A 214-nucleotide genomic window follows, 5' to 3' on the forward strand; every position below is an offset into this window, starting at 1 on the left:
ACAAACACATACTGGTCGACCCTTTTGCGGCGGCAACAGCGTGGGGGAAACGCCCGGACCCATCCCGAACCCGGAAGCTAAGCCCCACAGCGCCGATGGTACTGCACCCGAGAGGATGTGGGAGAGTAGGACACCGCCGCAACACAACCAACACGTTCGAGCCCCGCCAACAACCCCATCGGCGGGGCTCAAACACACCCACACACCACAACAC

General features: G+C 62.1%; 1 rRNA gene. It reads left to right on the forward strand.

Annotated features, from left to right (window positions below):
- Window positions 1-25: 25 nt before the first annotated feature.
- Window positions 26-142 (forward strand): 5S ribosomal RNA (gene rrf / locus EII11_RS10415).
- Window positions 143-214 lie beyond the last annotated feature (72 nt).

The sequence above is a fragment of the Schaalia canis genome (genome assembly GCF_003858455.1).
Lineage (GTDB): Bacteria > Actinomycetota > Actinomycetes > Actinomycetales > Actinomycetaceae > Pauljensenia > Pauljensenia canis.